This window comes from Thiolapillus sp. (assembly GCF_048562965.1).
Taxonomy (GTDB): Bacteria; Pseudomonadota; Gammaproteobacteria; order Chromatiales; family Chromatiaceae; genus Thiolapillus; species Thiolapillus brandeum_A.
The window spans coordinates 1-8,010 of sequence record NZ_JBHNMF010000122.1; the positions used below are offsets into that span (position 1 = coordinate 1).

Here is an 8,010-nt window from a genome sequence, read left to right on the forward strand (position 1 = left end):
GACGCCGCGTTCGGAGGCCTACTTTGTTTTCCCTCTGGCGCAAGGCACGCCGGGAAAACAGTGCGGCCTCGCGGCTACTGGGGTCTACCAGCCTTCGCTTCGCTCTCCATGGCTGGCAGTGATGGAAATGGGACGGTCTGAGTCCGGTCGTGCGCTGGCTTCGACAATTGCCCGCCGCAGCGTGCATTTTCCGTCCGGCTCGGGAAAAAACAAGGCGCCATCGATATAGGTACAGGTGCTCCTGCTGAAATTGCTGCTGGTCGCCAGGTCTTCCGACGAATTGACGACAATGGTTGTCGGCGCCGCCTGCAACTGAGCGGATGCAAAGCTGAAGGCACAGCCTGCCAGCAAGGCAAGGTAAGCCTTCGATCTTCGGATGTGTGCAGTATGAGTGGTTTTCATTCTTGTATACTCCTCCATTTCGCATATTCCATTGTTTTTATATGGATATATAATATTTTTTATGCCCTGCAACAATAACACAGCTCATCAAAATTGCTTCAGGTCATTGCCAGGAAACGGGTTTCCCTTTATTCTCTAACAATTGTCGTAAGAGTCCTTCCCTGGGCTTTTACGACTCGGATTCGGAAAAATGTGATTTTCCGAATCCTCCATTTTCAATGACTTACAGCCATCGAAAATGGCGATGCATCCTTGCATCGCGGAGGCTATCGCCTTTTGCGACACCCTCCTTCGGCCATAATCAATTTCCGAGAAGCACGCATGATGACAGTCAGCAACAGAGATGCCCGTTACAACATGGCCTATCAGCAGATTCGCCCCTGGGACGTTTTTGACGATCAGGTGCTGGATATCATGCAGAGCCTTCCCCGTGAGCAGTTCGTTCCCCATGCCTACCGCAGCCTGGCATTTGCTGACACGCGCATTCCCCTGGGACATGGTCAGGTGATGATGGAGCCCAAACTGGAAGCCCGCATGCTGCAGTCACTGGCCGTCAGGCCCAGTGACCAGATCCTGGAAGTCGGTACCGGCAGCGGCTTCGTCACCGCCTGCCTGGCCTCACTGGGAAATTCTGTCAGCAGCTTTGACATCTATGACGCGTTTATCAACACGGCAAAAGAAAAGATCGCCATGCAGGGTATCAATAATGTTCACCTGCACCTGGGAAATGCATTTGCCGCCGAACTGCCCAGAGAAGGATTCGATGTGATCGCGGTGACCGGTTCATTGCCTGCCTACAATGATCAGTGTGAACAGTTCCTCGCCACCGGCGGACGTCTGTTCATGGTCGTGGGCACTTCCCCGGTCATGGAAGCCATACTGGTCACCCGTCACGGCGACGAGTTCGTGGAAGAGCACCTGTTCGAGACGGATCTCCCGCCGCTGGAACTGCTGCCTCAGCCTTCCCGCTTCTCGTTCTGAGCGGAAGAAGCCGGCGCACCCCGATCTTCCTAGAGAAAACCGTCCACCATATTCACCAGATGCTGCAGGGCACCGCGGTTCTGCTCCACAGCCTGCCGGCCATGCTCGCCCACCCGCGAACGTTCACTTGCATCCTGCAGCCAGGCAGCAACCTGCTCTGACAGCTCCTCTATATCCTGCACCATGACGCCGGCGCCCTGATCGCGCAGCAGGCGTGCAATCGCTGAAAAGTTGAACACATGGGGACCGAACAGCACCGGCACTCCCTGGGCGGCAGCCTCGAGCATATTGTGTCCACCCACCTTGACCAGGCTGCCACCGATAAACGCCACATCGGCCACCCCCAGAAATACGGGCAGCTCACCCATGGTGTCTCCCAGAAACACCTGGGTCCGCTGATCACAGGCCCGTTCACTGGATCGCCGCAACAGGGAAAATCCCAGCCGCTGCACCAGCATTGCCACGCGCTCAAAACGCTCCGGATGACGGGGAACCAGTACCAGCAGGGCCGACGGAATCTGCGCCAGAATCTTTCTGTGTGCTGCCAGCACCAGTTCCTCCTCCCCTTCATGGGTACTGGCAGCCACACATACCGGCCGGTCGCCCCAGACACGGCGCACCACCTGGGTCTGCTCCTGCACGCTGGCGGGAATACGCATGTCGAACTTGATGCTGCCGGTAACCCTGACACGATCCTGCGGAACCCCCAGGTCGATGAAGCGCCGGACATCTGCCTCCGACTGGGCAGCAACCGCATCGATCATTCCAAAAACTCTTCGTGAAAACTTACTCAGATAGCCGTAACGCCTGGCCGATCGCGCAGAAAGGCGGCCATTGGTCAGCAGGGTTGGGACCTGCCGCTCCCTGCAGAGGCGCAGCATGTTCGGCCAGATCTCGGTTTCCACCATGACCAGCAGCCGCGGCTGAATCCTGTCGAGAAAGCAGCGTACCGCCGCGGGCAGGTCATAGGGATAGTAGACATGGAAGACGTCCTGACCGAACAGCAGGCGCACCCGTTCCGAACCGGTGGGCGTGGAGGTCGTGATGGTCAGGGAAAGCGCCGGCCAGTGCTGCAGCAGATGCTTTACCAGGGGTTCAATGGCCTGCACCTCACCCACGGACACCGCATGGATCCACACACCGCCAGGCGCCGGTTTTCCACTGAAAAAGCCCATGCGCTCTCCCCAGCGCTTCCCGTACTCGGGTGACTTGCTGCTGCGCCAAAGAAGACGCAGCAGCACGAAAGGCAACATCAGGTAAAGCAACGGGGTATAGATCAGCCTCATGATATCTCATCCATGATGGCCACGTTCTGCCGCAGATGATCCGGATCGATGGTGCCCACGATCATGCTGCTGACACCCGGCAGGCTGAACACGTGGCGCATGGAAGCACGCACACCTTCCAAACCCTGAACATGACCGCTCATGAGGCCCTTCTTCACCAGCACCCCCTTGCCCAGGCGCCGGGCAGCCTCCAGCACGGGCCGTTCCTCATCGTATTCCAGGTTGGCCGTGGCCATGACCACGTCCATTTCCTCGACGACCCGCAGGCCGCCGGCCACGGTTTTCGATGACATGCCGTGCGCGCAGATCAGACCTCTCTCCTTGAGTTCTCTGAGGGCGTCGAGGGCGCCTTCGTGTTCCAGGATCTGCAGATCATCCCCACTCGAATGGATCAGCACACAATCCAGGTAGTCCGTGCGCAGGTCGCGCAGGCTTTGCTCAACCGCAGCCCTGGTATGCGCATGACTGAAGTCGAAGGACGAACACCCTTTTTCAAAAATCTCTCCCACCTTCGAGACGATGACCCAGTCCCGCCTCGGTCCCGGCAGCAGCTGGCCGAGCCGCTGCTGGGCCGTACCGTAGGCGGGAGCCGTATCCAGCAGATTGATACCCAGTTCCCTGGCCAGTTCCAGGATAGACTTCACCGAAGTGTCATCGGGTATCTCGAAGGCCGAGGGATATTTGACCTGCTGGTTCCGTCCAAACTTGACGGTACCCAGCCCCAGGGGGCTGACGCGAATGCCGGTGCTGCCAAGATCTCTCAGCTCCATGACCGCACCGTTTCCCAGGGCAGACTTGCCAGCGCCGGCCTGGACAGGGGCATTTCGAACGGCCCGCCGTCCGGCGACAGCTGTCCGGCCGCCTTCAGCCGGGCCAGCACCTCAGCCGCCAGCCTTGGGGCAAACGCCAGTTTGGTGGGCCAGGCCACCAGCAGGTCACCGGCCTCCCCGACAAAGCTTTCCTGGGGACGCTTGCCTCCGGGGGTGGCGACTTCGGCACGCTGAATGGGCAGTGTTGCCCACGCGGCATCCCTGACAGCCACCCAGGGCAGCAGACGGGCAAGCTCTGAGCCTGCGGCCGCTATCTGCTCATTCGTATCGCGCCGCACTCCCTCCTCGGCCAGCTGACCACCCAGATACCAGATCTGCTTCCCTTCGCCCAGGGGATAGCTGGTGATGGTCAGACGCGGGTTGGCGCTTGCGCCCAGGCAGTGGGCAAAAATCGCAGGCAGCCGGGCCTTGAGCATGACCATATGCAAGGGACGCTTTTGCATCTTGGGTTTTTTCAGCCCCCAAGCCGCCAGCAAACCTGCATTGCCTTCACCTGCCGTGAGCAGGATCTTACCCGGCTGCAGCTGCGTGTCACCGATCCGCACCATACCGTTTTCCACCGACAGATCGGCCGGATCATATTTCCAGCAGTACGGCAGGGCCTGATCGGCCAGGTGGTGCATCAGGGATGCCGTGTCGAGCACCGGCTCCTGCAACCGGTAGAGGCTGCCGTGAAAACCGGGTGCATCGAAAGGCGCCGGCAGATCCGGCGCTGACACGGCCTGCACGCGGCTGCGCATGAGCTTGCTGGCAAACAGTCCCGCGACACCTGAGCTGAGGCTGCCGCTGGACCAGAGATACTGGTGTCCGGACAACAGCCGCACGGCGGAAAGATCCAGTTCACCCTTGCCCTGCAGGCAGGCCCGCCAGATACCGGGCATAGCGGCGATGGACTGTGCCGAACCGCTCAGCCTGCCCTTCAGGGCGTACTTGGTGCCACCGTGAATGATTCCCTGTGAGGCAATGGACTGCACGCCGCCCAGGACGCGGGATTCCAGCAACAGCACGCTGTACCCCGCCTGCCGGGCACGCAGCAGCGTCCACAGACCGGCTATGCCACCGCCGAAAATCAGCAGGTCTGGCCGGACGGTATTCACGAACCCTGTTTGATACTGTCTACGATGGATGTGGTGGAAACACCGTCGATGTAGGTGAGCACCCGCACTTCCCCGCCGGCAGCACGCACGCAGCCGGCGCCGGGAATGGCATCGGGATCATTGTCACCACCCTTCACCAGCAGATCGGGCTCAAGGCGGCAGATCAGGCGCTCGGGTGTTTCCTCGGCAAAGGGCACCACCCAATCCACGAAACCCAGCGCAACGAGTACATGCATGCGGTTCTGCAGGGGATTCACGGGTCTTTCAGGACCTTTCAGCTGGTGCACGGTTTCATCCACGTTCACGGCCACTATCAGCCTGTCACCCAGTTTGCTCGCCTGTTCCAGGTAGGTGACATGGCCGGCATGCAGCAGGTCGAAACAGCCGTTGGTGAACACGATACGCTCGCCCCGGTCCCGCGCTGCGGCAACCAGCTCCATGAGGTCATCCTCGGTCACAACGCCGTGTTCGGCAATGCGCTGCTCCAGCAGTCCCTGTTGCAGCTCATGGGCGCTCACGCTGGCCGTACCCAGTTTGCCCACCACGATGCCTGCTGCCAGATTGGCGAGGGCCGTGGCGGCTTCCACCGGCTGACCCGCTGCCAGCGCAATCGCCAGGGTGGCAATCACGGTGTCACCGGCGCCGGTAACATCGAATACTTCCTGCGCACGCGTGGGCAGGTGATGAATTTCCTGACTGCGGCCTGCCAGGCTCATGCCATGCTCGCCCCGGGTGATGAGCAGGTGCTCCAGATCGCAATCTTCGATCAGACGGAAAGCGGCCGCTTCCAGCGCAGCATTGCCGGCACAGGCACCGGCAACCGCCTCGAACTCGGACCAGTTGGGCGTGATCAGGCTGGCGCCCCGATAGCGGGTGAAATCCTTCCCCTTGGGATCGACCAGCACAGGAAGCCCTGCGTTTCGGGCCAGCTGAATCCAGGCCTGGGGATCGGACAGGGTCCCCTTGCCATAATCAGACAACACCACGACATCAGTATCGGGCAGCAGAGCTTCATAGCGGCGCAGCAGCGCTGTTCCATCGTAGTCCGGAAAGCCGTCTTCGAAATCCAGGCGTATCAGTTGCTGATGACGGCTGACGATACGCAGCTTGGTGATGGTGGGATAGGCGGCTTCACGCTGCAGATGGCATTCCACCCCGGCGCTTTCCAGCTGCTCCTGCAGCTGACCGGCCGCCGCGTCCTCCCCCGTCAACCCCAGGAGAGATGCCTGCCCACCCAGGGCGGCGATATTGGCCGCCACGTTGCCCGAGCCTCCCGGCCGTCCTTCCTCGTCCTGCACATGCACCACGGGCACGGGGGCTTCCGGCGAGATGCGCTCGGTAGCACCGTGCCAGTAGCGATCGAGCATCAGGTCCCCCACGACCAGCACCCTGGCAGCAGAAAAATCCGGCAGGTCTCTCATGACATCTCAGAAATGGATACCGGCCTGCAGCACGGCGCCCAGTTCGTTACCCGTGCCACCCATGCCGATCTCCGCACCGGCTTTCAGGTCCAGGCTCTTGTAGGTGTAGAGCAGCTCAGGCAAGACACTGAACTGGTTGAGATCGGAGAAATCACCCAGGTAGGTCACTTCCACCGCGGGATGCAGTGCGCCCCAGGGAGAAAAAACGACTGCCAGCTTGGCATCCAGCACCGGGAAAGTATCGTCTCCGTTGGGATGCAGATCATCAGAGTCGGTGTAATAGCGCAGCCCCAGGTTGGCCAGCAGCTGGCCAAAGGAATGCTGCCTGTCGAACTTCACACCGCCGGAAAACACGATACCCGTGTGATTCATGGGATCGAATTCATCCGCGATTTTCAGGTCTCTCTTGGTGGTTTCCAGGCGCCCGGGGACACGTCCGCCACTCACATAGTAGGACAGGTTGTAGCCCGTGTCCTCGGCAAAGCTCAGCTGGTGTTCGAAAGTCAAAACGGCAAAATCATAGACCCCGCCATTGCCTTCGACATCCACCTTCTCACCCTGCTGCATGGGCTGATCGTCCTTGACCGTTGCTTCGGCATTGGTCTTGAACGGATAGTTGAAACGCAGACGGAACCTGTCACCAAACGGAATGGAAAACTCGGCCATGGCCGTCCAGCCTTCCAGATCCTCGACCTCGTCCACTTCCATGCCTTTGAAAGATTGCCAGCCCAGCTTCAGCTCCATCTTGTCGCTGATATCCGCATACTGGGTTCGCAGGGGCTCGGTCACTGTGCCCGCCAGCGCCTGGCCGGCCAGCAGCGTGGCAAGAATCGCTGCATATCCGAGTGTCTTTTGCATAACTGTATTCTCCTGTACTAACACCTGACCGGGGTAAGCCAGGCTACATTTGTCTTGGTGATCTCAGGGACCCGTCTGTTCCCACGCGTTGTCGTAAGCCATTATCTTTGATTTGAGCCGCTGTTTATAGGACGGACTGCCATCCACGGCATTCAGATACAGCCCAACGAAGCGCTCAAAACCGAATGCCCGCATTTCCAGGCTTTGATCGTCACTGTTGAACAGGTGACGGAAATTGCGCGCCCGTGATACCGCATTCAGCGGCCAGGGCCAGAAGCGTGCGTCCTGGACATCGATGAGTCCCATGCTGCCATCCGGCCTCAGCAGCACATTGCCGGGATGCACCGAACGAAAATAGATACCCTTGCGGTGCAGTTCCGCCAGAAAACCGGCCAACGTCACATACAGATCATCATCTGCGCCGGCAGCAAACATATCGTGAAAGGACTCGCCTTCCAGGAGATCATAAATCACGCCGTGGCGCCGGATCTCCTCGCAGTAAAACACTTCCCGTATCTTCGGTGCAGCCACGTCCCGGGCCTGCAGGCGGCGGGCATTGCGTGCAAAACGCAGATTGTAAGGATACCGCCTGCCGGAGGAGAAAAATCCCTTGAGACGAAACAGCTTCATGATGCGGCCGTCGGGCAGCAGCCATACTTTGACACCAAAACTCTGTGCTTCCAGCACTTTGGCGTCCGCCGTCAGTTGCCGGTAGCGGGCCAGACTCATGGACCGACTGAACATCAGTCACATTCCAGCACATAGGTGCGCCACATGGCATAACGGGGTAAAAAATCCACTTTTCCGCGAATGCTGAAACCGGCTTCTGCAAACGCTGCCAGCCATGGAGAGCGAAGCGAAGGCTGGTAGACCCCAGTAGCCGCGAGGCCGCACTGTTTTCCCGGCGTGCCTTGCGCCAGAGGGAAAACAAAGTAGGCCTCCGAACGCGGCGTCCAGTCATTGGGAGCCAAGTACGGAGCAGCAACGAGCTTGCGAAGTTGTTGCGTAGTGCTTGGTGACCAGGACGGCTGGGGCACCAATGGGTTGTCAAAGGCCGAGTCGATTTTGGGGACTGGGATGTCCCAAAATCTATCACGAGGCCGAAGACACGCTTGTTCCGACTCCACCTGCTGAC

At 59.6% G+C, this 8,010-nt stretch carries 9 protein-coding genes; 2 read left to right on the top strand and 7 right to left on the bottom strand.

Annotated features, from left to right (window positions below; all coding sequences use genetic code 11):
* Positions 1-229: hypothetical protein (locus tag ACOCD2_RS08455; protein ID WP_293672564.1), on the top strand; the 229-nt coding region annotated here is incomplete at its 5' end.
* Between the two features lie 494 nt (positions 230-723).
* On the top strand, positions 724-1,383 hold the full coding sequence (locus tag ACOCD2_RS08460; protein WP_308214430.1) for a protein-L-isoaspartate O-methyltransferase: 660 nt from the start codon (positions 724-726) through the stop codon (positions 1,381-1,383).
* A gap of 29 nt (positions 1,384-1,412) precedes the next feature.
* On the opposite strand, the gene waaA is transcribed toward ACOCD2_RS08460, so the two are convergent.
* The 7 genes from waaA to ACOCD2_RS08495 all read right to left on the bottom strand — a co-directional run.
* Positions 1,413-2,669, bottom strand: a complete 1,257-nt coding sequence (waaA, locus tag ACOCD2_RS08465) for a lipid IV(A) 3-deoxy-D-manno-octulosonic acid transferase (protein WP_293646672.1) — start codon at positions 2,667-2,669, stop codon at positions 1,413-1,415.
* Complete coding sequence (locus tag ACOCD2_RS08470; protein ID WP_293646670.1) at positions 2,666-3,439, bottom strand: aldo/keto reductase; 774 nt, start codon at positions 3,437-3,439, stop codon at positions 2,666-2,668. Before ACOCD2_RS08470 ends, waaA begins: the two co-directional genes overlap by 4 nt.
* On the bottom strand, positions 3,430-4,596 hold the full coding sequence (locus ACOCD2_RS08475) for an FAD-dependent oxidoreductase (RefSeq protein ID WP_293646668.1): 1,167 nt from the start codon (positions 4,594-4,596) through the stop codon (positions 3,430-3,432). The genes ACOCD2_RS08470 and ACOCD2_RS08475 overlap by 10 nt, the downstream gene beginning before the upstream one ends.
* The gene (gene hldE / locus ACOCD2_RS08480; RefSeq protein WP_293646666.1) at positions 4,593-6,017 is read right to left on the bottom strand and encodes a bifunctional D-glycero-beta-D-manno-heptose-7-phosphate kinase/D-glycero-beta-D-manno-heptose 1-phosphate adenylyltransferase HldE; all 1,425 of its coding nucleotides are present in this window, start codon (positions 6,015-6,017) and stop codon (positions 4,593-4,595) included. Before hldE ends, ACOCD2_RS08475 begins: the two co-directional genes overlap by 4 nt.
* A gap of 6 nt (positions 6,018-6,023) precedes the next feature.
* The gene (locus tag ACOCD2_RS08485) at positions 6,024-6,875 is read right to left on the bottom strand and encodes a hypothetical protein (RefSeq protein ID WP_293646664.1); all 852 of its coding nucleotides are present in this window, start codon (positions 6,873-6,875) and stop codon (positions 6,024-6,026) included.
* Between the two features lie 63 nt (positions 6,876-6,938).
* Positions 6,939-7,619, bottom strand: a complete 681-nt coding sequence (locus ACOCD2_RS08490; RefSeq protein WP_293646662.1) for a toluene tolerance protein — start codon at positions 7,617-7,619, stop codon at positions 6,939-6,941.
* The coding region (locus ACOCD2_RS08495) for a hypothetical protein (RefSeq protein ID WP_305800447.1) at positions 7,619-8,010 on the bottom strand (392 nt) is incomplete at its 5' end. The genes ACOCD2_RS08495 and ACOCD2_RS08490, both read right to left, overlap by 1 nt.